Here is a 24,383-nt window from a genome sequence, read left to right on the forward strand (position 1 = left end):
CTCGCTCGTTTCTCCACATCGAGATTGTTATATTTATAGCGCTCGACGTGAAGAAACCCAATGGCCCTCCCGGGACCGGCTCCCGGGGCCGCCGCAGCGCACGCCCGAAGTCCTGGAGGACGTATGACCGCCCGGCTCCTGCTCGTACGGCACGGCCAGACCGTCTGGCACGCGGAGAACCGCTACGCCGGCATCTCCGACGTACCGCTGACCGACGCCGGGCTGCGGCAGGCCGAGGAACTGGCCCGGTGGGCGGTGGCCCGCTCCCGCGAGGCGCCGGTGCACGCCGTCGTCAGCTCGCCGCTGGGCCGGGCCCGCCGGACGGCCGGGCCCGCCGCGCGGGCACTCGGCCTGACCCCCGCCGTCCACGAGGGGCTGCGCGAGGCGGACTTCGGCTGGGGCGAGGGCCGCACCATCGCCGAGATGACCGCCGACGACCCCGAGAAGGTGCGGGCCTTCCAGGAGGACGCGGAGACCGGCGCCTTCCCCGGCTCCGAGCCGCCCGGCGCGGTCGCCGCCCGGGTGTGCGCGGCGCTGCGCGAGGTGGCCGCCGAGCACGACGGGCGAACCGTCTTGGTCGTCGCCCACAACACGGCCTTCCGTATCGCCCTGTGCGCCATGCTCGGCATCCCCCTCGGCCGCTACCGGCACGTACTGCCCCGCCTCGACAACGCGGCCGTCACCGAGATCGAGGTCTCGGGCGACCGCACGGCGCTGCGCGCGCTCAACGTGCCCACCGCCGTGGACCGAGGCGCGGCGGACCAGACCGCCACCGCCGCCGGCCTGGCGGGGTGAGGGCCGTGGCCGACTCCGTACCGGCCGGCTCCGCCCGGTCCCAGGAACACCGCAGACAGCGCATCGCCGAGCACGTGGTGCGGCACGGCACCGTGACCGTCACCTGGCTCGCCGAGACGATGGGCGTCAGCGTGATGACCGTCCACCGCGACCTGGAGGCGCTGGCCCGGCGCGGGGTGCTGCGCCGCTTCCGCGGGGGTGTCTCCGCGCTGCCGACCAGCGTCTTCGAGAGCAACCTCGACTACCGCCTGGGCGTCCACGTCGCCGAGAAGGAGGCCGTCGCCCGGGAGGCCGCCCACCTGGTCGAGCCCGGCATGTCGCTGATGCTGGACGACTCCACCTCCGTGCTGGCGCTCGCCCCGCTGCTGCGCGACAAGGCGCCGCTGACGGTGCTGACCAACGCCCGCCGGGTGCTGGACGCCTTCGCCGGGTGCGAGGAGATACGGCTGATCGCGCTGGGCGGCGAGTACTCGCGCACCCACGACTCGTTCCTCGGCGTGCCCTGCGTCGAGGCCATCGAGGCGGTGGCCGTGGACCTGGTGCTGGTCAGCACCTCGGCGATGAACGCGCGGATGACCTTCCACCAGGAGCAGGACGTGGTGCTGGTCAAACGCGCGATGCTCGCCTCCGGGGCGCGCAGCGCCCTGCTGATGGACCACTCGAAGGTGGCCCGCACCGCACTGCACCGGCTCTGCCCGGTCGCCGGCTTCGACCACGTGGTGGTGGACGACCGGGTGCCCGGCGAACTCGTCGGCGAGCTGCGGGAGCACACCGAGGTGCGGGTCGCCCAGGTACGCGGCTGACCTCCGACCTGACACGCTGCCCGAGACCTAACACGGCGACTGTTAATTTCACACCCCATGTGAAACCCCGCGGGTGCCGTGCCGACCGGACGGTGGACGCCGGTCCGGAGACCGGACGGTGACGCCGGTCCGAAGCCCAACCCCCAGCCGAAAGGGAAGCCCGCCATGCACAGCTCCGCTTCCGCCCCCGCACCGGTCGTCGCCGGGATCGACGTCGCCACGGCCGCCGTCCGCGTCGTGTGCGCGGACGTCCACGGCACGGTGCTCGCCGAGGGCCGGGCCGCACTGCCCCGCCCGGCCCGCGACACCGGCGGGCGCAGCGAACAGGACGCCACCCGCTGGTGGCCCGCGACCGCCGAGGCACTGCGCCAGGCCACGGCCGCGCTGCCCGCGCGGGGCGCCGAGGTGCGGGCCGTCGCCGTCTGCGCCACCTCCGGCACCCTCGTCCTCACCGACACCGACGGAACGCCGCTGGGGCCCGCGCTGATGTACGACGACCGCAGGGCCGCCGACCTCAACGCCCGCGCCCAGCAGGCCGGCGCCGACCGCTGGCGGACCCTCGGGCTGACCGTCGGCCCCACGGCCGCGCTGGGCCGCGTCGCCTGGTACGCGCGCCACGCCGACCGCTACCCCGGCGCGGCCCGCATCGCGCACACCCCCGAGGTGATCGGCCGCGCGCTGACCGGCACCCCGGTCGCCGCCGACTGGAGCCACGCCCTCAAGACCGGCTACGACCCGCTGGCCGGCCGGTGGCCCGACGAGGTGTGGGAAGCGCTGGACGTGCCCGCCCACTGGCTGCCGCCGGTCCAGGCCCCCGGCACCCCGGCCGGCACCGTGTGCGCGGAGGCCGCCGCCGCGACCGGGCTGCCGGCCGGCTGCGAGGTGCGGCTGGGCATGACCGACGGATGCGCCGGACAGATCGCCACCGGCGCCGTGGCGCCCGGACAGTTCGTCGGCGTCCTGGGCACCACGTACGTGCTCAAGGGAGTGACCCGCGAACTGGTCACCGATCCCTCGGGCGCCCTCTACAGCCACCGCCATCCGGACGGCTGGTGGCTGCCCGGCGGGGCCTCCAACACCGGCGGCGAGGCCCTCGCCACGCTGGACGGTGCCCGGCTGGCCGCCCTCGACGAGGCCGCCGCCGCCCGCGGTCCCGCCCGCTGCGTCAGCTACCCGCTGCGCCGGGAGGGCGAGCGCTTCCCCTTCGTGGCCGGAGCCGCCCGCGGCTTCACCCTCGGCACCCCCGCCGACGACGCCGAACGGCACCGTGCCGACCTGGAGGGCGTCGCCTTCCTCGAACGGCTCGCCCTCGAACGCGTCGCCGCGCTGGGCGTACCGGTGAGCGCACCCCTCCACGCGGCGGGCGGCGGCAGCCGCAGCGCGCTGTGGACCCGCATCCGCGCCACCGCGCTCGGCCTCCCGCTGCACGTCGTCCCCCGTGCCGAGACCGCGTTCGGCGCCGCCCTGCTGGCCGCCACCGGGACCCTGCACCCCTCGCTGGAGGAAGCCGCCCGGGCGATGACCGCGCAGGGCTCGACCGTCGAGCCCGTACCCGGCGAGAAGGCGGCGCTCGACGACTCCTACGGCCGCTTCACCGAGGCCCTGCGGGAGAGGGGCTGGCTCCCGGCCGCGTGACGGGACCCCGGCCGGGACGGGCCGGACCGGGCGGGCCGGCTGCCCCGAGCGGCCCCGCTCGGTCCCGGGGCTCAGTTTCGGGCCGGTGCCGTCCGCCGCTCGGTTCCGGGGCTCAGTCCCGGGCTGTTCCGCCCGGCCGCGCGGAGGCCGGTGCGGTCCGCCGTTCGGTGCCGCGCGCGTCCGGCCGCTCGCCGGGCGACTCCTCCCGGCCGGAGGGGAACCAGACGGCCACGGCCACCGCCGTGCAGACGACGAGGGCGGCCAGCGTGAGGGTGGCCGCGTGCAGGCCGTCGGTGAACGCGCGCACCACCGCCTCCCGCACCTGCGGGTCCGTGCTGCGGGACCGGGCCTCGGCCACCGTGCCGGGCGCGCCGGGCCCGCGCAGGACGGCGGGCAGGTGCCCGGTGAAGACGGCCGTCACCACGGTGCCGGCGAGCGCGATGCCGAGCGCGCTGCCCACCTCGCGGGCCAGGCTCTGCAAGCCCGAGCCCGCCCCGGCCCGCTCGGGCGGCAGCGCGGAGAGCATCGCGTGGGAGAGCAGCGGTGTGGCGATGCCGCAGCCGAGCGCGGTCAAGGCGGCGCCCGCCCCGTAGACGGCGTACGGCGTCGCGGCCGTCACCGTGGAGACCACGCACAGCCCGGAGGCCAGCACCAGCATTCCGCCGGCCGCGGTGGCCCGCCGCCCCGCCAGCCGCTCCACCAGGAGCCCGCAGCGCGGTCCCGCCAGCAGACCGGCGGCCATCGGCAGCAGCCGGACGCCCGCCTCCAGTGCCCCGTACCCCTTGGCGTACTGGAGGTACTGGCCGTTGCCGTACATCAGCCCGAACATGCCGGTGAACAGCGCCGTCATCCCCAGCGCGCCCGCCCGTACCGCGGGCCGCAGGAACAGCCGCGGGTCCAGCAGCGGGTGTGCGGCCCGCAGCTCGTGCCGCACCCACCACACCAGCAGCAGTACCGCCGAGGCCCCGGCGACCAGCACGGGAAGGCTGGTCCAGCCGGACTGCGGGCCGGCGACGACGGCGTACAGGAGCGCCAGGAAGCCGCCGGTCAGCAGCGCCGTGCTGCCCGGGGCGAGCGGGCGGGGGTGCCGGGGCACGACGGGTGCGGCGGCCCAGGCGAGCGCCAGCGCGGCCACGGCCAGCGGCACCGGGTACCAGAACAGGCTCCGCCAGCTTCCGTACTGGATCGCCGCGCCGCCGCCCACGTTGCCGAGCACGGCGGCCAGCCCGGTCATCGCCGCCCAGGCGGCCACGGCCCGCGGCCTGCGCCGGGCCGGGACGCCGTCCACCAGCAGCGCCAGGGTCGTCGGCAGGACCGCGGCGGCCCCCACCCCGCTGATCGCCCGGCCGGCGATCAGCACCCCCACGTGCGGGGCCGGCGCGCACAGCAGACAGCCCGCGGTGAAGACGCCCATGCCCGCGAGCAGGGTGCCCTTGCGCCCGGCCCGGTCGGCCAGCGCCCCGGCGGGGATCAGCAGACAGGCGAAGACGACCACATAGCCGTCCACCACCCACACCACCTGGGCCGCCGACGGGCGCAGCCCGCTCGCGGACAGGGCGGGGATGGCCAGGTTGACGGCGGAGACCATCCCCACCACCAGCGTCACGCACAGGCACATCGCGACCGTCAGCAGCCGCGGTGCCCCCTCCGAGCGCACACCTTCCCTCACGGCCGGCGCCCCCTCGCCGGATCGCGGCCCGCCGCTGCCGCCCCGTGTCCGTCGGGCGCGCCCACCCGGGCGCGCAGCACCAGGCGGTCACCGCGCAGATGGATGAACTCCAGGTCGGCGGGGCGGCCGTCGGCGAGCGAGGTGAGCCGTTCGACGGCGAGCACCGCGCCGCCCTCGGGCAGGCCCAGCACGGCACAGGTCGCCGCGTCGGCCGTCACCGCCTGGACGGAGACCTCGGCGCCGCCCAGCGCGGCGCCCGCCACCGTCCCGATGAGCTGGAAGACGTCCTGGTGCTCCAGCACCCCGCGCTCCAGCGCCAGCAGCGGCTCACCGATCTCGGGCAGCAGATACGTCGCGTCCAGCGACAGCGGCACCCCGTCCAGGCTGCGCAGCCTCTCCAGATAGACGGCCTCGCCCCGCTCGCCCAGGCCCAGCCGCCGCGCCACCGCCTGCGGGGCCCGTACCCTGCGGGCCTCCCGCACCTGGTTGACGACGCTGCCGTGGTGCTGGAGGACCTCGGCGAGGCCGGCCAGCTCGCCCAGCGGGTGTTCGTAGGCACGGCCGACCACGACCGTGCCGACACCCCGCCGCCGCTCCACCAGCCCCTCGTCCCGCAGCAGGGCGAGCGCTTCGCGCACGGTGTTGCGGCTGACGGCGAACTCCGCGATCAGGGCCCGCTCGTCGGGCAGCACTCCTGTGCCGAAGGCCCCTTCCAGCACTTGGCGGCGCAGCACACTGGCCACCCGCCGGGCACGGTCGGCCCGCGGGGAGCAGGCCGTCGGCGATTCGGTCTCCATGGCACCGACGCTAGGGCAGCGGTGTTGCGTCCGCGTTACGCCACCCCCGCTGACCTGCGGCGATGCTCTGAGCAGCGGTTTCGTGGCGGAGGCCGGCGACTCCGCCACCCCGCGCCGCCGCGGGGGTCAGAACGGGTGCCAGCGCACCGTCGGGTCGGCGTCGCGCAGGGAGGCGACCCGCCGCCGGAACTCCGCCAGTGCCGCCGGGTTGCCGGGCGCGTGCTGGGAGACCCAGGCGCAGCTGGCGGTCTCCCGGGCGCCCCGGAGCACGGCGCAGCCCTCCCACTCGCGCACGTCCCAGCCGTAGGTGGCGCAGAACGCCTCGTACTCCTCCTCCGGCAGGCCGTAGCGGTCGCGGCTGAGGGCCATCACGACCAGGTCGTGCTCGCGCAGGTCCGAGGAGAAGGTCTCCAGGTCGACCAGCAGCGGCCCCTGCTCGGTGACGTGCACGTTGCGGGGCAGCGCGTCCCCGTGCACCGGGCCGGGCGGCAGCTGGGGCACCAGGCCCGGGAGGGTGGCGACGATGTCGTCCCGGCGGGCGCGCAGGAAGGCGGCGTCCTCGCGCGGTACCGCGTCACCGGCCAGCCGCAGCCACCTCTCGACACCGCTCATCAGCTCCCGCGGGGGCAGTTCGAACGGCGGCTTCGGCAGGGCGTGCACCAGCCGCAGCAGTCCGGCCAGGTCGGTGGCGTTCGCGGGCCGTACGGCCTCCGGCAGCCGCTGCCAGAAGGTGACCGGGTGGTCACCGACCAGCCGGGCGGCAGGCTCGGCGGCGCGGACCGCGGGCACCTGCTCGCTCTCCAGCCAGGCCGCGACCCGCAGTTCGTGCTCGGCGCGGGCCAGCAGCCCGGGGTCCCGGCCGATGCGTACCACGGTGTCGTCCAGGGCGAAGACGGCGTTCTCCCCCAGCGACAGCAGTTGTGCCGTCCCGCCGGGGCCGCCCGTCGCCGCCGCCAGCACCTGACGTGCCACATCCTGCGTGAATCCCGCGCTGCTCGCCATCGTCTGTGCTCTCCTCGTTCCGGTCGTTCCCTCCCAGGCTGTCAGGGCGGGGTGCGCGAGCCCGCGTCGGCCCGGCCCAAATGCGGCGTATCTCTCATCCGGCCGACGCAACCGCTGTACCGCCTCAGAGGTCTGCATCATTGACAAGCACGGTGAAAACGGGCAGTTGGGAGCAGGAGTTGCACAGCAAGCGGGGCAGCAGGCCGGCGGTCGTGGCGATGGCAGCCGCGGCGGGAACCGTGGCGGTCGGGCTGCTGACGGCGTTCATCGGGACGAGCTCGGGGGCGGTGGCCTCGGGCCGGCATCCGGGCTGGGAGGAGAGTGTGCGTGCCGCACGTGTTCCCCAGCAGGCCGCCGCACCGCACGGCAAGCCGAAGGCCGCGCCGCACTCCGCGCCGAAGGTGCCCCCGAAGGTGAGCCGGACGATAAGCCACCACACCGCCAAGGGCGGCCGGACGGTGGCGCTGACGCTGGACGACGGCCCGCACCCGGAGTGGACGCCCAAGACGCTCGATCTGCTGCGCCAGTACCACGTCAAGGCCACCTTCTGTCTGATAGGTCCCAATGCGCAGCGCTACCCGGATCTCGTCAAGCGCATCGTCGCGGAGGGGCACCGGCTGTGCGACCACTCCGTCGACCACGACACCGGTATGGACCACAAGCCGGTGGCGTACCAGAAGCGGCAGATACTCGACGCGCAGAAGATGATCGAGAAGGCCTCGGGCGGGGCCCGCGTGCACTACTACCGCGCACCCGGCGGGGCCTTCACGCCGGACAGCCGCCGGATAGCCGCCGCGCACGGGATGCGGCCCCTGGGCTGGATCGTCGACCCGGGTGACTGGCAGCGGCCGGGCTCGGAGGAGATAACACGGCAGGCCGAGGAGCAGACGAAGGACGGAGCGGTGGTGCTCTTCCACGACGGCGGCGGGGACCGCTCCGAGTCGTACGAGGCGCTGCGGCAGTACCTGCCGTGGCTGAAGGAGCAGGGATACGGTTTCGCGTTCCCGAAGGCTTGACCGGACTCCGTCAACAGCTAAAGTCTAGACCAATCCCCACAGCGTGCTCTCCCTCTCACCGAAGGAGCTGAGATGCGCGACAAGTCCAGCAAGAAGCACACCCCCCGCAGCCGCAGGAAGTTAGCGGCGCTCACCGGAGCCGGGCTCGCACCCCTGATGGTCCTGGGCCTCACCGCGACCCCGGCCAGTGCGCACGGCTGGGTCACCAACCCCGCCAGCCGCCAGGCGCAGTGCGCCACGGGCGTCGTCCAGTGCGGTCAGATCAAGTGGGAACCGCAGAGCGTCGAAGGGCCCAAGGGGCTCAAGGACTGCGCCGGCGGCAACTCCCGCTTCGCCGACCTGCGGGACGACAACAAAGGATGGAGGGTCACCGACGTCGGCAGCTCGGCGACCTTCAACTGGCGGCTGACCGCCAAGCACGCGACCACCACCTGGCAGTACTTCATCGGCAACACCAAGCTCGCCGAGTTCAACGACCACGGCGCCATCCCCGGCGAGTTCGTCTCCCACAACGTCGGGTTCAAGGGCTTCACCGGCAAGCAGAAGGTGCTCGCCGTCTGGAACATCGCGGACACGGCCAACGCGTTCTACGCCTGCGTGGACGTCAACATCCGCGGCTGACCCCCCGCCGCCCCGCCGCTTCGGCCCCGCGCCGGACCGGCGGGCAAGGGGCCGCACCATCCCCGGTGCCCGCCCGCCGGCGGGCACCACCTCGGCCACCCCCTCCCCGGGGTGGCCGAGGCCGTTTCCGGGCCCGTACCGCCCGGCCCGCCGGAAGTCGCCTTCTGGGATTCGCTGTTTGCGAGTCGCCACCGCGCGGGAGTTATCCAGTACCACGGAATTCCGCGGCCACATTCGACGCATTCGTCACCGTAAACTCTCGCACCCCGTGCGTGGGGCAGCGCGGTCGTTCGCGACACGCCGAGGCGAAAGTTCTCGCACCACCGCTCTCCGGTGGTGGCGGAGCCCGACTGCCTTGATTTCAGGGGGAGTTCGGAGAAAGACCGCAATCCTATTATGGGCAGCCTTATCGGGAAGCCGTTTGCTCGAATCCGGTATTGCGGCACGCTTCATTGCAAGGAACGGCTCGCCATCGCGAGCCGGGAACCCCTCCCCAACACCCCACTCCTGCAAGGAGGTCCCGTTGCCCCTTGCCCTCCTGGCTTTGGCCATCGCAACATTCGGTGCGGGCACGGCCGAGTTCGTGATGATAGGTCTGCTGCCCGAGGCCGCCTCCGACATGGGGGTATCCATCTCTCAGGCCGGCGGCTACGTCTCGTTCTACTCCCTCGGCGTCGTCATCGGCGCCCCCCTGCTCACCGTCGCCGGTATGCGCGTTCGTCGTAAGACGATATTGCTCGCCATGACGGGTCTGTTCATTTCCGGAAACATCGCGTCAGCTCTCGCCCCCAACCATGAACTTCTGTTGGCGGCACGTTTTTCGTCAGGGCTGCCGCACGGTGTGTTCTTCGGAATCGGTGCGGTCGTGGCGGCAGGACTCGTCCAGCCCCAAAAACGCGGCCGGGCTCTGTCGGTGGTCCTCGTCGGCGTACCGATGGCCAACATCGTCGGCTCGCCGCTGGGCACCCTGCTGGGCCAGACCGTCGGCTGGCGGTGGACGTTCATCGTGGTCGCCGGGATCGGTCTTTTGGGACTGGTCTTCCTCGCCGTGCTGCTCCCCGTCCAGCCCGGCCCCGTCCGCGGCAGCGTGCGCGGCGAACTCGGCCTCTTCAAACGGCCACAGGTGTGGCTCGCCTACACCGTGGTGGTGTTCGGCTTCGCCGGCACCTCCTCGTTCTACACCTACATCCAGCCCCTGGTCACCCAGGTCAGCGGCTACACCCCGACCGCGGCCACGGCACTGCTGGCCCTGGCGGGGGCGGGGATGACGGTGGGCACGATGCTGGGCGGGCGGCTGGCCGACTGGCCGGTGCGGACGATCTGCGGGGCGCTGCTGGCCCTGTCCCTCTCCCTGGCCATGATCCTCTTCACGGCCCAGAACACCGTCCTGGTCGCGGCCAACGTCTTCCTGACCGGGGTCGCCGGCATGGCCGCCATCCCCAGCGTGCAGGCGCGCATCCTCGACCACGGAAGAGACGCGCCCGAACTCGGGTCCGCCAGCGTCCAGTCGGCGTTCAACATCGCCAACTCGCTCGGCGCGTCCCTCGGCGGCATGGTCATCGCCGCCGGCTTCGGGCTCACCTCGCCCAGCTGGCTGGGCGCCCTCCTCGCGCTGACCGGCGCCTGCTTCGGGCTGCTCTCCGGCTGGCTGGACCGCGGCTCCGGCTCCTGGCAGGTGGCGTCCTCGGCGCCCTCATGGAAGAGCGTGAAATCGGAGGCGTTATCCAGCCGGGCGGAACCGCACAGCGGGAGCGCGGGACGGCCGGACCGTCCCGCGCTCCGGCGCGTCGGCCACCTTGCCGGGCCCGTCTCAGGCCGCGGGGCCCGGTTCGCCGTGGGTCCAGCGCAGCAGCGCGCCCAGACCGCCCACCGGGAGCTCGTCCTCGGGCGGGACGACCAGAACCTCGGCGTCGGTGGCCACCGCGTTGCGCAGCAGCGCGTCGTCGGCACGCGCGGGGGACGGGTCGGTGGCGCCCAGGTACTGCAGCTCGGAGCGGCGCACACCGAGCTGGTCGGAACCGTCACCGACCCACACCTCACGTTCGCGGTCCGGCCCGCCGGGCCGTACCACCAGCGTGTCCAGCCGGTGCTCGCGTGCCGCCTCCACCAGCGAGGGCACACCCTCCGCGACGCCGCCGCCGGCCGCGCCGGCGGGGGACGCCCCGGGCGTGTGCGCGGCCCGCAGCTCGGTGAGGGCCTCGGCGGTGTGCCGCCGCGCGTACTCCTGCCGGATCCGTTCGGTCTCCCGGTCCAGCAGTTCGGTGGACGAGCCGGCGGCCCGCCCGCCGTGCGAGGTCTCCACGGCCAGCTGACGCAGCTGCTCGGGCAGCTTGTCGTGCACGGCGCGCCGCTCGCGCGGATCGCCGCTGAGCAGCAGCACGTCGGCGCCGCTCTCCGCGAAGCGGGCCGCGACGGCTTCGGCGATCACGCCCGCGTTGCTCTCCCAGGTGTTCTCCACCCGGAACTGGAAGTGCTTCTCGGAGAACTCCCCGTTGGCGGTGCGGTGCACCGGCCACTCCTCACCGCGCGCCTGGCCGGCGGGACGGGTGCCGTACGCGTCCGTCAGCTCGAAGTCGGCGCCCGTACGGTCGATGCGGGCCGTCAGGCACAGCGGGTTCTCGCCCAGGAGCTCCGGTAGCGGGCCCAGGTGCGGCAGCGTCGCCCAGCACACCTGGGCGCGGTCGGGCGCCTGCGTCAGCGGCACCTCCAGGACGACCTCACCTTCGGTGGCGAACACCGCGCTGCCCTGCGGCTCGGCCCGTGGGGAGAGCGTCGCCAGATGCTCGGTGACGGCCTCCACGGTGGCCTTGGAGGCCCCCTGCCGTGCCAGCTCGTCCCCCGCTGCGCGGGCCGTGAGGCGACGCTCCTCCCCGGACGTCTCGGTGGCACGGGCCGTGCTCACGTAGGCGGTGGCCCACGGTCCGCTCCGGTCGAGGAGAGGGGCGAGGGAATCGAGGCGCATGGTTCCTCCCTGCGTCGTCGGTCGTCGAGAGGGCGTTGTGCATATGTGCGCGCGGGGGGTGGTCGCGGCGCGAGGGGCGTCTGTGACCACCCGCGGAAGAGCGGGTACCCCCGGCTCCGGGCGCCGACACGGGCCCGCGCCGAGGGCCGGGCCTCTCCGGGGACGGCACTGCCGCACCCCTGGTGACCTGGCGGTATCACCCGTGCCAGGATCTGCGCCCATGGCGTCACTGAGTGAACTTCTGCCCACCGGGGCCATCCGTCTCGGCCTGCCCGCGTCCGACTGGCGCGGCGCCGTCCGCGCGGCGGGTGAGCTGCTGGCCGCCACCGGATGCGGTACGGACGAGTACACCGCCGAGATGATCCGCAACGTGGAGGAGAACGGCCCCTACATCGTCGTGGCGCCGGGCTTCGCCTTCGCACACGCCCGGCCGTCCCCCGCGGTGCTGCGCACGGGTATGGCCTGGGTGCGGCTGGCCGAACCGGTCGCCTTCGGGCACGAGAGCAACGATCCGGTCACCCTCGTGGTGGCGCTGGCGGCCCGGGACCCGGGCGCGCACACGGCGGCCATGGCGGCCCTCGCCCGGCTGCTGGGCGACCCGGAGGCCGAGGCGGCGCTGCGCGCGGCGAACGGCCCCGAGGAGCTGCGCGGCGTGCTGGAGCGGTACGAACGGGCCACGGACGGCGGGGCCCCCTCGCGCGGCGACGGACCGGCCCCGGCCTCCGCCGCGGACTCGCCTTCGGCCTCCGGTGCGGAATCCGGTGCGGACGCGCCTGTGGCCTCCGCCGCGGACGTGCCTGCCGCTTCCGCCGCGGCGCCCCACGGGGGCGGGCCCCGGCAGGACGCGGGACAAGAGGGGGCGCAGGGGGCGGCGGACGGACCCGCCGTGCACAAGATCCTCACCGTCTGCGGCAACGGCGTGGGCACCAGCCTCTTCCTCAAGAACACGCTGGAACAGGTCCTGGCCCGCTGGGGCTGGGAGGGCCACGTCACCGTCGAGGCGACCGACACCATCTCCGCGAAGGGGAAGGCCGCCGAGGCGGTGGCCGTCCTCACCTCGCGGGAGATCGCCCGCACTCTCGGTGATGTGGGTGTCCCCGTCCGGGTGGTGGCGGACTTCACCAGCGTCAAGGAGGTCGACGCGGTGCTCCGCGACACCTACGACGTCTGACGGCCCCCGCCGTCCCCACCCCGCCGGGCGGCCCCCTCATCTGTCCCGGCGCCCGCACCCATCACCACGCACGAACCGGAAGGCTCCATGGACTGGCTGGTCACGATCGCGCAGTTCCTCGTCAACGAGATACTGAGCGTCCCCGCGTATCTCATCGGCCTCATCACGGCGGCCGGTCTGGCCGCGCTGCGGAAGCCCGCCGGACAGATCGCCGGCGGCGCCGTCAAGGCGACACTGGGCTTCCTGCTCATCAACGCCGGCGCGGACCTCGTCGTCGGCTCGCTCGCCCCGCTGGGGGAGATGATCCAGGGCGCCACCGGCGCGCACGGGGTGATCCCCACCAACGAGGCCATCGTCGGTATCGCCCAGGCCCGGTTCGGGGCACGGGTGGCCTGGCTGATGATCGTCGGCTTCGGGCTGGGCCTGCTGCTGGCCCGGCTGACGCCCCTGCGGTACGTGTTCCTGACGGGGCATCACATGCTCTTCATGGCGACGCTGCTGACGGTGGTGCTGGCCACGGCGGGACTGCCGGCCTGGGCGGTGGTCGCGGTCGGCGGTGTGCTGCTGGGCATTCTGCTGGTCTCCCTGCCGGCCTTCGCCCACCCGTGGACCAAGCGGATCACCGGGAACAACAGCATCGCCATCGGCCACTTCGGGACGGCCGGCTACATCACCGCCGGGGCCGTGGGGCAGCTCGTCGGCAGGCGCAGCCGCAGCACCGAGGAGATGAAGCTCCCCGAAGGGCTGCGCTTCCTGCGGGACTCCATGGTGGCCACCGCGCTGTCGATGCTGCTCATCTACGTGATCATGGCCGTGGTGTACGTCGTCAAGGCGGGGGAGCGGACGGCGTTCCGGGTGTTCGCGGCCGACGGCGGCGCGGGCGCCACCGATCTGGGCGACTATCTGATGCAGGCCGTCATGCAGGGCCTCCAGTTCGGCATCTCGGTGGCCGTCATCCTCTTCGGCGTCCGGACGATCCTCGGCGAATTGGTGCCCGCCTTCCAGGGCATCGCTCGGAAGGTGGTGCCCGGCGCGGTGCCGGCGCTCGACGCGCCGATCGTCTTCCCGTACGCGCAGAACGCGGTACTGGTCGGCTTCCTGGCCAGCTTCGCCGGCGGGCTGTGCACGCTCGCGCTGCTCGCCTGGGTGCTCAACCCGGCCTTCGGCCTGGCCCTGGTGCTGCCGGGGCTGGTCCCGCACTTCTTCACGGGCGGTGCCGCCGGTGTCTACGGCAATGCGACGGGAGGCCGGCGGGGCGCGGCGCTCGGCGCGTTCTGCAACGGCGTACTGATCACGCTCCTGCCTGCCGTGCTGCTGAAGGTGCTGGGCTCCTTCGGGAAGGAGAACACGACTTTCGGCGACGCCGATTTCGGATGGTTCGGCGCACTCGTCGGCTTCGCGGCGAAGGCCGGTACCGCAGGCGGCATCGTCCTGATGCTGCTGCTCGGCGCGGCCGTGCTGGCGGGGGCCGTCGTGGTGCAGAAGCGGGTCGTGGAGCCCGGCTGGAGTCCCGGGGCGCGGCGTGACGCACTGCTGCCGTCCGCCGCACCGGCGCAGGAGGCGGACCGGGACGGCGAGGGGCCGCGCCGGTACGCCAAGGTGCCGCCCCCGCCCGGTGCGCCCACGCCGCCTCCGCCGCCCCGGGACTGACCCGGCGCCGGGCGGCGCGGTCCGCGACAGGGCGGGTGCCGCGCCGTCGTGCCCGGGCGGAGATGCCGGTGGCCGCTGGTAGAAGTCTTCCCAGCAGCCACCAGGGAAGGGGCCACCATGACCGTGCAGACCGTCACCTCGGCCGACGGAACCGTCCTGGCCTTCGAGCGGTTCGGCGAGGGCCCGCCCGTCGTCCTCGTCGGCGGAGCGCTCAGCACGCGCACCGCCGGGGTGCCGCTGGCACGGCACCTTGCCGGCGCCGGCATGTCTGCGGTCGTCTACGACCGCAGAGGCAGAGGCGACAGCGGCGACGCCCCCGGATACGCGCCGGAGCGGGAGGCGGAGGACCTGGCCGCGCTCGTCGCGGTGCTGGGCGGCGGGGGAGAGGGGCCGGGAGGGGACGACCCGTCGCCGGTGTACGCCTTCGGGATGTCGTCCGGCGGCCTGGTGGTGCTCCGCGAGGCGGCGCGCACGGGCCGCGGACTCGGTGCGGTGGTGCTGTTCGAGCCGCCCTTCACCGGCGCGGCCGGCCGGCCGCAGGCGCCCAACCACGCCGCGCTGCTGTCCGAACTGGTCGGCAGCGACCGGCGGGGCGACGCCGTGGCGTACTTCATGGAGCGGATCGTCGGGCTGCCGCCGCAGGCGGTCGAGGGCGCCCGGCGGTCCCCGTCCTGGGAGGGCGTGAAACGGATCGCCCACACGCTGGTCTACGACACGACGCTGCTGGGCGACGCCTCCCTCCCGGTGGAGACCCTCGCGGCGGTGGACGTCCCGGTGCTCGTGGTCAGCAGCCGGGAGAGCACGCCGGCGCTGAGGGAGGCGGCCCGCGTCACGGCGGAGGCGCTGCCCCGTGGGGTGCACCGTGAGTTGCCGGGAGCGTTCCATCAGGTGCCGCCGGAGCAACTGGCCCCGGTGATGAGGGAGTTCTTCGTGGGGTGAGGCGCCGCCCTCCCCTGTCGCTCACTCACCGTCAAACCAGGGGCTGAGCTTTGGGTTTCTCCGGCCTACACTTTTCGATCATGTCTCACGATGCCGGGAACCCCGCCGCCCAGCCGCTGCTCTTCGACACCATGTCCACGATGCGTGCCATGCGCCGGCTGAAGCCCGACCCCGTTCCGGACGAGCTGCTGGAAAAGCTCGTCCAGGCAGCCGTCTGGGGCCCCAGCGGGGGCAACATGCAGCGGTACGAGTACGTAGTGGTCACCGACCCCGGCGTCATGGCGCGGCTGGCCCCCCTGTGGAAGCGCTGCGTCGACGCCTATCTGGCGACGACGGGCAAGCACGCCCCCGAAGGCATGGACGAGGCCGCCTACGGGCGGATGGTCGCCGCCATCGAGTACCAGCGTGACCACTTCGCCCGCACGCCCGCCCTCATCATCCCCTGCTACCGCATGCCGGAGCAGACACCCGACGAGGAGGGCCTCAAGGCGTCGGCCGCCGCCCTGGGCGAGACCGCGACCCGGCAGCTGGCCCGCATCCAGGAGCGGTTCGGCGCGCTCGCGGAGGGCTCCTGCGTCTACCCGGGCGTGCAGAACCTGCTGCTGGCCGCACGGGGTCTCGGCCTGGCCGCCAACATCACCGTCTGGCACCTGATGCTGGAGGCGGAGTGGAAGCAGGCCCTGGGCATCCCCGAGGAGATGCACACCTTCGCGGCGATCCCGGTGGGCTGGCCGCTGGGCAGGTTCGGCCCCGTGCGGCGCCGCCCGGTCTCCGAGGTGCTGCACCGCAACGGCTGGTGACGCGCCGAGGGCCGGCCCGCCCCGCGCGCCGCCGGCCCGCCCGGCGCACCCGGCCGGTTCGGCGTACCGGCCCCTCCGGCGCACCGGCCGGTCCGCCGCCCGGCCCCGTCCGGTGCGCCGGGTACTCGGCAAGGACGGCCCCGCAGTGATGGGATGCGTCGTGAGGCATCCGGTCACGGGCAGGTGAGGGCCCGCCCCGACCCCGAGAGAGGAAACCGGAATGAGCGACGCTGCCACCGGCGAAGGCGCCGGGAACACCGAGTACGGCCGCAAGGCGTTCAAGAGGTCCAAGAGCCACTTCGCCGACCGGATCACCGCCGACGGGCGTGACGGCTGGCCCGTCGAGGCGGGCCGCTACCGGCTCGTCGTCAGCAGGGCCTGCCCGTGGGCCAGCCGCGCCCTGATCTCCCGCAGGCTGCTGGGCCTGGAGGACGCCCTCTCGCTGGGCGTCACCGACCCGATCCAGGACGACCGCAGCTGGCGCTTCACCCTGGATGCGGACGGCCGCGACCCGGTGCTGGGCATCCGGTTCCTGCACGAGGCGTACGACAAGCGGGAGACGGACTACCCGGGCGGCGTCAGCGTCCCGGCCATCGTGGACGTGCCCAGCGGAAAGCTGGTGACCAACGACTACCAGCAGATCACCCTCGACCTGGCCACCGAATGGCGGCAGCTGCACCGTCCGGGAGCCCCCGATCTGTACCCCGAAGCCCTGCGGGACGAGATCGACACGGTGGCCGAGGGCATCTACCGGGACGTCAACAACGGCGTCTACCGGGCCGGCTTCGCCACCGGGCAGCAGGAGTACGAGGCCGCCTACGCCGATGTCTTCCGCCGGCTGGACGAGGTCTCCGAGCGGCTGCGCGACCAGCGCTACCTGGTCGGCGACACCATCACCGAGGCCGACATCCGGCTGTTCACCACGCTGGTGCGGTTCGACGCCGTCTACCACGGCCACTTCAAGTGCAACCGCAACAAGCTGACGGAGGACCCGGTGCTGTGGGCCTACGTCCGCGACCTGTACCAGACGCCCGGCTTCGGCGACACGGTGGACTTCGACCACATCAAGCGGCACTACTACGTCGTCCACACCGGGGTCAATCCCACCTCGATCGTGCCCGTCGGCCCGGACCTCTCGGGCTGGCTGACGCCGCACCACCGCGAACAGCTGGGCGGGCGCCCCTTCGGCGACGGCACCCCGCCGGGACCGGTCCCCGCCGGCGAGGAGGTACCGGCCGGCCACCGGCCCGTCGCCTGAGCCGCGGCCCCACCGGGCGCGGTCACCGGGCGGGTGCCCGGCGGCCGGTGACCGCGCCGCCCCCGCCCAGCGGAAAGGTCAGCCACGGCTGCCAGCGCCCGGCCTCGTGCACGACCAGATCGACGGCGCCGACCCGCGCGGAGATGGGCAGCAGCGCCGACAGCCGCCGCTCGATGTCCCGGTGCAGGGCCGCGCCACCACTGTTGGCGACCGTCAGATGCGGCGCCAGATCACCGAAGAGCCCCCCGTACGGCGGGTGGGACGGCCAGCGGCGGGCCACGGCCGCGGTGAGGGCACGCAGGGGTGCGGCCGGCTCGGGCACCAGGTACAGCACGCCGGGGAAGCGCCCGCACCGGCGGAACGTCAGGGTGAACGCCGGGTGCGCCGCGAACAGTCCGCCGAGCGCCGCGACCTCGGCGGGCCCTGTCGCGGAGCGGTGCAGGAACGGGAAGAGCACCGTCAGGTGGGCGGTGCCCCCGTACCGGGCCGCCGTGTCGTACCGGGCACGCCAGCCGCGTACCAGAGCGTCCGCCTCCGGCACCGGTACGCTGAGCGCGGTGGTGCCGGCCGGGACGGGCCAGCCCTCCTCCGATGCGTCCTCCCGGTGCCCGGCCTCCTGGCCGGCGGTGGTGTGCGCGTTGTCCACGCCGGGCACGGTAGCCGGGGCCCCGGGGCCGGTCAGGCGGCGGGTACCCGGTCCAGGAACCCCTTGACGGAGGAGATCCGGCCGTCCTCCGCGAGCGTGATGACGTCGAAGCCCGCGACCGGTGCGGAGCCGTCCGCCGCTGCTACCAGTTCCCAGGAGAACCGGGCGATGTCGTGGTGGCCGTCCACGGCACCGCTCAGCCGGAAGGCGAAGCCGGGGAACTGCTCGCGGGCCGCCGTGATGGCGGCGGCCACCGCCTCGTGCCCGGTCACCTCGGCGAGTGGATCGGTGTAGCCGCCGTCCTCGGTCCAGGCCGCGGCAACCGCCTCGGCACGGCTGGTGGCGTCCTCGGCGTTCCAGGCGGCGAAGTAGCGCTCCACGGCTTGCTCGTACGCGTTCATGGCTCGGGCCCTCCCTGTCGTCCCCGTGGCCGCCGGTGTTCCGGCGGCCATGGGAAGACCATGCCGCCGGACGGTGTGGCGGGTCGATTACGCGCGGGGTAATGCCCCCGGGACCGCCCGGCGCCCGGCGGCGCCCCACACGGTTGACGCGCAGGTCGCGGCCGGGAAAGAGTGCCGCGCGTGGAGACCGATGAACTGACGGAGCCGGAACGGCGGGTGTGGGAGGCGTTCCCCCGCGGGGAGGAGGTGGTGCTCCCGGCGGACGGCGAGCGGACCGTACGCGCGCGGGTGCTGCGCGCCCTGCTGCTGCGGGCCCCCGCGGAGGAGGGGGAGATACCCGCGCTGCGGCTGCGGGGCGCCAGGATCACCGGCGACTTCGACCTGCGCTCCGGTGTCGTCACCGCCCCGGTGGCGCTGGCGGACTGCGTGTTCGAGCGCACCGTCCGCCTCCACGGTGCGGAACTGCGCCAGCTTACGCTGCGCGGCTGCCGGATGCCGCAGCTGTGGGCGACCACGCTGCGGGTGGACGGCGTGCTGCGGCTCAACGACGCGGGACACGCGGATCACCGCGGGCGTCGTCAATCTGCGCCGCACCCGCTGCGAGACGCTGGCGGCCGAACCCGGGGTGTGGCCCCAGCAGGTGCGCCTGGACGGTCTCGTCTACACCACCCTCGCCCCCACCCTGCCCGCCGCCGAGCGGCTGGAGGTGCTCGGCCGGGACGGGGACGGCTACGTCCCGTTCGCGTACGAGCAACTGACCGCCGCCTACCGGCACATCGGGGACGACGCCGCCGCCCGTACCGTGCAGCTGGCCAAACAGCGCAGGCACCGCACCACGCTGCCCCTCTACGGGCGGCTGTGGGGACACCTCCAGGACGCGACGGTCGGCTACGGTTTCCGTCCCATGCGTGCCGCCGGCTGGCTGGCCGGGCTGCTCCTGCTGGGCACCCTCGCCTTCGGGCTGCACCCGCCGCGTCCCCTCAAGGCCGACGAGGCGCCGGGCTTCAACGCGTTCGCCTACGCCCTGGACCTGCTGCTGCCCATCATCGACTTCGGCCAGGAGAAGGCCTACGCACCACAGGGCTGGTACCAGTGGCTGGCCTATCTGCTCATCGTGGCGGGCTGGGTGCTGGCCACCACGTTCGTGGCGGGCGTCAACCGCGCCGTCAGCCGGCCGTGAGCCGGCGGGGAGGGGTCAGGCGGCCTGCCAGACGGTGGTGACGTTGCAGAACTCCCGGATGCCGTGGCCGTCCAGTTCCCGCCCGTAGCCGGAGCGCTTGACGCCGCCGAAGGGCAGCGCCGGATGGGAGGCGGTCATCCCGTTCAGATAGACGCCGCCCGCCTCCAGGTCCCGCACGAAGCGTTCCGTCTCGGCGTCGTCCCGCGTCCACACATTGGAACTGAGGCCGAAGGAGGTGTCGTTCGCCACGTCGATCGCCTCGTCCACGTCACTCACCCGGTAGAGCGTGGCGACCGGCCCGAACGCCTCCTCGTGGTGGATGCGCATGCGGTCGGTGATGCCGGTCAGCACCGTGGGCTCGTAGTAGAAGCCGCGCTCCAGCCCCTCGGGCCGGCGGCCTCCGCACAGCGCCTGCGCGCCCTGGGCGAGCGCGTCGGTCACCAGGTCCTCCAGATCGCTGCGGCCCTGCTCGCTGGAGAGCGGTCCCACGTCCGTGGCCGGGTCCATCGGGTCGCCGACCGTCAGCCGGCGCATGCCCTCGGTGAACCGTTCGGCGAACGCGTCGTAGACATCGGTGTGGACGAGGAACCGTTTGGCCGCGATGCACGACTGGCCGTTGTTCTGCACCCGCGCGGTGACGGCCACCCGTGCCGCGGCGTCGATGTCGGCAGACGGCATGACGATGAACGGGTCGCTGCCGCCCAGCTCCAGCACCGTCTTCTTGATCTCGTCCCCGGCGACCGAGGCCACCGACCGGCCGGCGCCCTCGCTGCCGGTCAGCGTCGCGGCGGCGATCCGCCTGTCCCGCAGCACCGACTCGATCGCCCGCGAGGGCACCAGCAGTGTCTGGAAACAGCCCGGCGCGAAACCGGCCCGGTGGAAGAGGTCGCCCAGGTACAGCGCCGTCTGCGGCACGTTCGAGGCGTGTTTGAGCAGCCCCACGTTGCCGGCCATCAGCGCGGGCGCGGCGAACCTGATGACCTGCCACAGCGGGAAGTTCCACGGCATGACCGCGAGGACCGGGCCCAGCGGCCGGTAGCACACCCGCGCCCGCACCGCACCGGAGTCCGCCACGTCCTCGGCGGCCGGGTACTCGTCGGCCAGCAGTTCCTCGGCGTTCCGCGCGTACCAGCGCATCGCCTTGACGCACTTGGCGACCTCGGCCTCGGCGGCACCGAGGGTCTTGCCCATCTCCGTGGTGACGACCCGCGCGACGCCGCTCGCCTCCCGCTCCAGCAGCGCCGCCGCGGCCGTCAGCAGCCGGGCGCGCTCCTCGAACGTGGTGGTGCGCCAGCCGCGGAAGGCCGCGTCGGCCTCCGCGATGCGCCGCTCGATCTCGTCCTCGGACAGCGGGTCGAACGTCTTGAGGGTCTCGCCGTCAGCGGGATTCACCGTGGCGATGGGCATGGTCGCGACCTCTCAGCGCTCGGGCCGGTCCAGCCGGGGCCGGCCCCGGAGCGTCTTGCGGCTCGGGTGCTTGACGGTCTCGGGGGACGGGTGCTCCGGGCCTCGCGGCGCCCGGCGGCCCGCCGCCTGCGGGCCGCCGGACGCCGGGGCTCAGCTCTCCGTCGCGGAGGGGACGTCGTCGGGGTCGTAGTCGTCCACCCCGGCCTCGACGCGTTCCTCCTCGGTGCGCTTCGCCAGTGCCTCGTCGTCCGGCCTGTCCGGCATACCGCCGTGGATCCGCCGCTCCTCGGGGCCGCGGATCTGGTCCGGCTCGCCGCCTGCCTGGTCCGGTTGGCGCTTGGACATGAGAAGGCTCCTCACCTTGCGAGGGTGCGTTCTGTGCCGTTCGCGGCTGTGCGCGGGATCACGGCCGACGGGGTACCCCCATCCGCGCCTTGCATGCGGGGAGAGGACGGGCGGGCACGAGTCCGGCTCCTTGATCGTTGAGAGGGCCGAAGGACGTCCCACGGCGCGGCAGCGCGCCGCCGAGAAGGAGCTCTCATGACGGGAACCACCGGGCCGGCAGCGGCCGACTGCCGAGGTCCGGCCCGCCGAACCCGCGGATCTGCCGGTCGCGCTGCGTACGCTCACCCGCGCGTTCGCCGACTACGCCTTCACCCGGCACGTCGTGGCCGCGGACGACCACGAGGAGCGGGTGCGCCGGTTCCAGGAGCTGTTCCTCACCCGCGTCGGCATGTCCTACGGGCGGGTATGGGTGGCGGACGGCGGGCTCGGTGTCGCCGTCTGGACGACGCCCGAGAAGGACCCCTCGCCGGTCTTCGCGGAGGCCGGACCGCTGCTGGCCGAGCTGGCGGGTGACCGCGCCGCGGCCTTCGAGTCCGCCGAGCGGGCCCTCGAGCCGTACCGGCCCAAGGAACCCGCCTGGTTCCTGGGGACCGTGGGGGTGGACCCGGACGCACAGGGCCGCGGACTCGGCAGCGCGGTGATACGGGCCGGGCTGGCGGCGGCGGACGAGGCCGGGCAGCCCGCCTTCCTGGAGACCTCCGCCGAACGGAACGTGGCCCTGTACGAGCGGCTGGGCTTCTCCGTCACCGCCACGGTGGATCTCCCGGACGGGGGGCCGCGCACCTGGGCCATGCTGCGCCCCGTGGGCGGCGCCGGCGACTGACGCGGGCGGCCCGGGGCGCGGACGCGGACCGCGGCCCGTCCCCGGCCCTCGGCGTCGAGGAGGGGACGGGCCGGCCCGGGGTCAGGTGTTGGCCGCCGAGGCGCTGATCTCGCCCAGCGCCGACTCCGGGTCGTGCTCGACGGCCAGGTCACCGAGCGCGACCATGCCCACGGTCTCGCCGTCCGCCACGACCGGCAGCCGGCGCAGCGCGTGCCGGCGCATCAGGGCGAGGGCCCGGCCCGACTCGTCGTCGGGGGAGACCGTCACCAGCCGCGGGCTGCACACCTCGCGGACGGTCGTACGGGCGGGATCCAGCCCCTCGGCGAGCACCCGGACGGCCAGGTCGCGGTCGGTCACCAGCCCGCGCAGCTCGTCACGTTCGGTCACCAGTACGGCGCCGATGTCCTCGTCCCGCATCCGCTGGGCGACCTCGCCGACCCCCGTCAGCGTGCCCACAGCGACCGGTGCGGCGGTCATGACGTCGCGGACGTGCTGGGTCATCGCCGGTTCTCCTCCCGGACGGGCGGCGGCTTCGGCGTCCGCCGCGGGGCGGGGCGGGTACCCGTACCGACAGCCGTCACGCGCCCGGCGCCGGCTCCCGCGCGGCGGGTGTGCCGGGTGCGCGGGGCCGGGGGCCGGCGGGTATTAGGGTCGCGGACATGACGCAGGTGGGCCCTTCCCAGCAGGACGACGGCGGACCGGCGGCGCCCTGGGCACTGCGCGACTACTCCTTCCTCGGCGACGGCGAGCGGGGAGCGCTGCTCGGCCCGCGCGGGGAGATCGTGTGGCTGTGCGCACCGCGCTGGGACAGCGAGGCGGTCTTCTCCCGGCTCATCGGCGGCGCCGGCCAGTACACCGTGCGGCCCGCGGACAACTGGCACGTCTCGGGCGGGTTCTACGAGGACGGCACCCTCATCCGCGTCACCCGGTGGGTCACCTCGGACGCGGTGATCGTCACCCGGGACGCGCTGGCGATGCCCGCCACCCCCGAGCGGCTGGTGCTGCTGCGGCAGGTGAGCGTGGAGGACGCCCCCGCCTCCGGCACCGGGGTGCGGCTGCTGCTCGATCCGCGCCCCGATTTCGGGCTCGGCCCGCTGAGCGGATGGCGGCCCGAGGAGGGGACGGGGGACGGCTCCCGCACGTGGACGGCCACCGGTGGCGGGCTGCGGCTGCGCTGGGCCGGTGCGCCCGACGCCCGTCCGTCGTCCGACGGCGCGCTGCGCGGCACGCTCACCCTGCGCCGGGGCGACCGGCACGACCTGGTGCTGGAGATCGCCTCCGGACGTGCGGTCGGCGACGGCGGGCTGGAGCCGCGCGGGCTGTGGGAGGAGACCGAGCGGCGCTGGCGGCAGGTCGTGCCCGGCTGCGAGGAGCTGCCGGCCTCGCGGGACGCCCGGCTGGCGTACGCCGTGCTGCACGGGCTGACGAGTTCCGCGGGCGGCATGGCGGCGGCGGCCACCACCTCGCTGCCCGAGCACGCGGGGGAGGGCCGCAACTACGACTACCGCTACGCCTGGCTGCGCGACCAGTGCTACGCCGGTATCGCCGTGGCGGCGCACGGCGCTCACCCGCTGCTGGAGCGGACCGTCGGTTTCGTGACGGCGCGGGTCCTGGAGGACGGGGACGCGCTGCGGCCCTGCTACACGGTCACCGGCGGCCCGGTGCCGGCCGAGCGGAGCCTGCATCTGCGCGGCTACCCCGGCGGCAGCGACCGGGTGGGCAACCAGGCGGGCGGCCAGTTCCAGCTCGACACCTACGGCGAGGTGCTCCAGCTGTACGCCGCCGCGGCGCGCCACGGCCATTTCGAGGACCCGGACGTGCGCCGCGCGGCCGATGTGGCCGTCTCCGTCGTCGAACGCAACTGGCAGCGTCCCGAAGCCGGGCTGTGGGAGCTGGAGGAGCGCTGGTGGACGCATTCGCGGCTCAGCGTGGTGACGGGGCTGCGGGCGCTCGCGGGGCGGCTGCCCGCCCGGAAGGCCGGCCGGGTCCGTGAGCTGGCGGCGACCGTGCTGGCCGAGACCCGCAGGCGGTGTCTGCGTCCTGACGGGGTGTGGGCGCGGGCCGCCGACGATCCCAAGCCGGACGCCGCGCTTCTGATGCCGCTGGCGCGCGGCTGCCTGGACGGGGACGACCCGAGTGCCGGCCGCACCGTCGAGGCCGTCCGCGCGGAGCTGTGCGAGGACGGGTACGTCTACCGCTTCCGTCATGACGGCCGTCCGCTGGCCGAGGCCGAGGGTGCCTTTCTGCTGTGCGGCTTCATAATGTCCCTGGCGACCGACCGTCTCGGTGACCGGCAGGCCGCCTACCGCTGGTTCGAGCGCAACCGTGCGGCCTGCGGCCCCGCGGGGCTGTTCGCCGAGGAGTACGACGTGGAGCAGCGCCAGCTGCGCGGCAATCTCCCCCAGGCGTTCGTGCACGCCGTGCTGCTGGAGAGCGCGGTGCGGCTCGCGGGGTGAGAGCGCC

At 74.1% G+C, this 24,383-nt stretch carries 21 protein-coding genes and 2 pseudogenes; 14 read left to right on the forward strand and 9 right to left on the reverse strand.

What is annotated here, in order from left to right; translation table 11 throughout:
• The first annotated feature begins 123 nt into the window (after positions 1-123).
• From IO40_RS0116790 to IO40_RS0116800, 3 genes are all read left to right on the forward strand, one after another.
• Positions 124-795 carry a histidine phosphatase family protein gene (locus IO40_RS0116790; RefSeq protein ID WP_033229276.1) on the forward strand — a complete coding sequence of 224 codons (672 nt, stop codon included), beginning with the start codon at positions 124-126 and terminating at the stop codon, positions 793-795.
• A gap of 5 nt (positions 796-800) precedes the next feature.
• Positions 801-1,598: a DeoR/GlpR family DNA-binding transcription regulator gene (locus IO40_RS0116795; protein WP_031175678.1), complete on the forward strand. Its 798-nt coding sequence runs from the start codon at positions 801-803 to the stop codon at positions 1,596-1,598.
• Between the two features lie 165 nt (positions 1,599-1,763).
• Positions 1,764-3,233, forward strand: coding sequence for an FGGY-family carbohydrate kinase (locus IO40_RS0116800; RefSeq protein ID WP_031175679.1), 1,470 nt, complete (start codon positions 1,764-1,766; stop codon positions 3,231-3,233).
• A gap of 112 nt (positions 3,234-3,345) precedes the next feature.
• Here IO40_RS0116800 and IO40_RS0116805 read toward each other — a convergent pair whose 3' ends face one another.
• The 3 genes from IO40_RS0116805 to IO40_RS0116815 form a co-directional block, all read right to left on the reverse strand.
• Complete coding sequence (locus IO40_RS0116805; RefSeq protein ID WP_234336557.1) at positions 3,346-4,902, reverse strand: MFS transporter; 1,557 nt, start codon at positions 4,900-4,902, stop codon at positions 3,346-3,348.
• Complete coding sequence (locus IO40_RS0116810; RefSeq protein ID WP_030405433.1) at positions 4,899-5,699, reverse strand: GntR family transcriptional regulator; 801 nt, start codon at positions 5,697-5,699, stop codon at positions 4,899-4,901. Before IO40_RS0116810 ends, IO40_RS0116805 begins: the two co-directional genes overlap by 4 nt.
• Before the next feature lie 126 nt (positions 5,700-5,825).
• Positions 5,826-6,701, reverse strand: coding sequence for an aminoglycoside phosphotransferase family protein (locus IO40_RS0116815; protein WP_016471099.1), 876 nt, complete (start codon positions 6,699-6,701; stop codon positions 5,826-5,828).
• Positions 6,702-6,841: 140 nt separating this feature from the next.
• Between IO40_RS0116815 and IO40_RS0116820 the strand changes: the two genes are divergently transcribed.
• From IO40_RS0116820 to IO40_RS35955, 3 genes and pseudogenes are all read left to right on the forward strand, one after another.
• Positions 6,842-7,717: a polysaccharide deacetylase family protein gene (locus IO40_RS0116820; RefSeq protein ID WP_030405435.1), complete on the forward strand. Its 876-nt coding sequence runs from the start codon at positions 6,842-6,844 to the stop codon at positions 7,715-7,717.
• 72 nt (positions 7,718-7,789) lie between these two features.
• The gene (locus tag IO40_RS0116825; protein ID WP_016471101.1) at positions 7,790-8,338 is read left to right on the forward strand and encodes a lytic polysaccharide monooxygenase auxiliary activity family 9 protein; all 549 of its coding nucleotides are present in this window, start codon (positions 7,790-7,792) and stop codon (positions 8,336-8,338) included.
• Positions 8,339-8,924: 586 nt separating this feature from the next.
• Positions 8,925-9,827 (forward strand): annotated as a pseudogene (locus IO40_RS35955) (MFS transporter); the annotation flags it as partial.
• A gap of 321 nt (positions 9,828-10,148) precedes the next feature.
• On the opposite strand, the gene IO40_RS0116835 reads toward IO40_RS35955, so the two are convergent.
• Complete coding sequence (locus IO40_RS0116835) at positions 10,149-11,300, reverse strand: baeRF2 domain-containing protein (protein WP_030405437.1); 1,152 nt, start codon at positions 11,298-11,300, stop codon at positions 10,149-10,151.
• Positions 11,301-11,520: 220 nt separating this feature from the next.
• Here IO40_RS0116835 and IO40_RS0116840 point away from each other — a divergent pair, with 220 nt between their 5' ends.
• The 5 genes from IO40_RS0116840 (at position 11,521) to IO40_RS0116860 (ending at position 17,118) form a co-directional block, all read left to right on the forward strand.
• On the forward strand, positions 11,521-12,471 hold the full coding sequence (locus IO40_RS0116840) for a PTS sugar transporter subunit IIAB (RefSeq protein WP_030405438.1): 951 nt from the start codon (positions 11,521-11,523) through the stop codon (positions 12,469-12,471).
• 87 nt (positions 12,472-12,558) lie between these two features.
• On the forward strand, positions 12,559-14,121 hold the full coding sequence (locus IO40_RS0116845) for a PTS ascorbate transporter subunit IIC (RefSeq protein ID WP_016471105.1): 1,563 nt from the start codon (positions 12,559-12,561) through the stop codon (positions 14,119-14,121).
• A 117-nt stretch (positions 14,122-14,238) separates the two neighbouring features.
• The gene (locus IO40_RS0116850) at positions 14,239-15,060 is read left to right on the forward strand and encodes an alpha/beta fold hydrolase (protein ID WP_016471106.1); all 822 of its coding nucleotides are present in this window, start codon (positions 14,239-14,241) and stop codon (positions 15,058-15,060) included.
• A gap of 80 nt (positions 15,061-15,140) precedes the next feature.
• Positions 15,141-15,860, forward strand: a complete 720-nt coding sequence (locus IO40_RS0116855; RefSeq protein ID WP_016471107.1) for a nitroreductase family protein — start codon at positions 15,141-15,143, stop codon at positions 15,858-15,860.
• 220 nt (positions 15,861-16,080) lie between these two features.
• Positions 16,081-17,118, forward strand: coding sequence for a glutathione S-transferase family protein (locus IO40_RS0116860; RefSeq protein WP_016471108.1), 1,038 nt, complete (start codon positions 16,081-16,083; stop codon positions 17,116-17,118).
• 22 nt (positions 17,119-17,140) lie between these two features.
• Here the strand turns inward: IO40_RS0116860 and IO40_RS0116865 are convergent, their stop codons facing one another.
• Positions 17,141-17,764, reverse strand: coding sequence for a 2'-5' RNA ligase family protein (locus IO40_RS0116865; RefSeq protein WP_041968765.1), 624 nt, complete (start codon positions 17,762-17,764; stop codon positions 17,141-17,143).
• Positions 17,765-17,796: 32 nt separating this feature from the next.
• Positions 17,797-18,165, reverse strand: a complete 369-nt coding sequence (locus IO40_RS0116870) for a nuclear transport factor 2 family protein (RefSeq protein ID WP_016471110.1) — start codon at positions 18,163-18,165, stop codon at positions 17,797-17,799.
• Positions 18,166-18,345: 180 nt separating this feature from the next.
• Here IO40_RS0116870 and IO40_RS35315 point away from each other — a divergent pair.
• Positions 18,346-19,345: pseudogene (locus tag IO40_RS35315) on the forward strand (hypothetical protein).
• A 15-nt stretch (positions 19,346-19,360) separates the two neighbouring features.
• On the opposite strand, the gene IO40_RS0116880 reads toward IO40_RS35315, so the two are convergent.
• Both IO40_RS0116880 and IO40_RS0116885 read right to left on the reverse strand, forming a co-directional pair.
• Entirely contained in the window at positions 19,361-20,752 is a 1,392-nt protein-coding gene (locus IO40_RS0116880) for an NADP-dependent succinic semialdehyde dehydrogenase (RefSeq protein ID WP_016471112.1), read from the reverse strand.
• Between the two features lie 150 nt (positions 20,753-20,902).
• Positions 20,903-21,097 (reverse strand): hypothetical protein, encoded by a 195-nt coding sequence (locus IO40_RS0116885; RefSeq protein ID WP_016471113.1) that lies wholly within the window; start codon positions 21,095-21,097, stop codon positions 20,903-20,905.
• Positions 21,098-21,419: 322 nt separating this feature from the next.
• On the opposite strand from IO40_RS0116885, the gene IO40_RS0116895 reads away from it, so the two are divergent.
• Positions 21,420-21,920 (forward strand): GNAT family N-acetyltransferase, encoded by a 501-nt coding sequence (locus IO40_RS0116895; RefSeq protein WP_415852566.1) that lies wholly within the window; start codon positions 21,420-21,422, stop codon positions 21,918-21,920.
• Between the two features lie 81 nt (positions 21,921-22,001).
• On the opposite strand, the gene IO40_RS0116900 is transcribed toward IO40_RS0116895, so the two are convergent.
• Positions 22,002-22,421: a CBS domain-containing protein gene (locus tag IO40_RS0116900; RefSeq protein WP_016471115.1), complete on the reverse strand. Its 420-nt coding sequence runs from the start codon at positions 22,419-22,421 to the stop codon at positions 22,002-22,004.
• A gap of 158 nt (positions 22,422-22,579) precedes the next feature.
• On the opposite strand from IO40_RS0116900, the gene IO40_RS0116905 reads away from it, so the two are divergent.
• Positions 22,580-24,376 (forward strand): glycoside hydrolase family 15 protein, encoded by a 1,797-nt coding sequence (locus IO40_RS0116905; RefSeq protein WP_016471116.1) that lies wholly within the window; start codon positions 22,580-22,582, stop codon positions 24,374-24,376.
• The last annotated feature ends 7 nt before the right edge of the window (positions 24,377-24,383 follow it).

The organism is Streptomyces albus subsp. albus, from assembly GCF_000725885.1.
Classification (GTDB): Bacteria; Actinomycetota; Actinomycetes; order Streptomycetales; family Streptomycetaceae; genus Streptomyces; species Streptomyces albus.